General features: G+C 46.7%; 1 protein-coding gene. It reads right to left on the bottom strand.

Going from position 1 to position 1,079, the window contains the following annotated elements:
* The coding region (locus ACTHS3_RS14220; RefSeq protein ID WP_440368273.1) for a PilC/PilY family type IV pilus protein at positions 1-1,079 on the bottom strand (1,079 nt) is incomplete at both ends.

The following is a 1,079-nucleotide window of genomic DNA, read 5'->3' as shown; positions in this document are numbered from 1 at the left end:
CGTTCATTCGGACCTAAAGTCAGACTCCAGCCTTTTTTGCCTTCACCAACCTTATTGTCGCTGACATAAATGTGTTCGCCGTCACTTTCTCTGGTTTGCTGTTCCAACTCACTGCTGTTTGCCAAAACTGCTTTTTTGGATTCATCAGTAGACACATCGTCGTAAATACCGTAAACGGCATTGATTTGGCCATTGGTATTGGTCAATTCATTCTGATAAATCTCGCTACCTGTACCAAAAATGACGACATACTTATCTTTACTGCGGCGTGATACCGCAGGCGCAGACGTAATCGGTTGATTACCCGAGCCTTGGAAAATCATTTGCGCCGACCATTCAGACTCGGTTTTACCTCTCAAGTCGAAGCGGAACATATTGCCATAACGGTCGCCTGCATAGGCAATATCGACAATACCGTCAAAATCGGTGTCTACCAAAGTGGGGGTAGAGAGGCCGCCTTTACCATTCGGCGCAGGAATTTTAGCCAAGAGCTTGCCGGCACTGGAAACATTTTTACCGGCATCTTGCGTACCAGCTTCTTTACCCGTCATATCATAGACATATAAAGCCGTTTCATTGTCGGCACTGTTCACATCTTCAGTACGATAGCCGCTAGCCAAGAAACCCGCATAGCGCACATCAGATTTCAAATTGACCGGAGTAGTATCGCGCTTGATGGAAACACGGCCGATTTGTGTCGAACCAATGGTATAACCGAGCTTATTGTCAGAGCCTTTTTTTGTTTCAAACAAAGGCACAGTCGTATTCCAACCACTACGATCACTGTTAGCCACTGCACCGATATTCAACGCATACGCACCGCGTCCACCCTGACCCATCGCACCAAACATAAAGGTTTGCTTATCAGGTGTTTGGCGGAGAACAAAGCCACCATTGACCATATAGCGGTGTGGCGTGTTGGAGCCGTAACCATCGCGTGCAATATCTTTCAGAACTTTGCCTAAAGTTGTTGCTTGACCTTTCTCGTCCTCACGTTCCATACCTGCCGGAATATAGCTGAGTTTCAAGTCATAAGGATTGCTAGGCGTACCATTACGGAAAATATGTACCATGCCGTC

Source organism: Neisseria sp. P0009.S007, assembly GCF_051962515.1.
The sequence above is the reverse complement of the archived record's forward strand: the minus strand, read 5'-3'. Positions and strand labels throughout refer to the sequence as shown.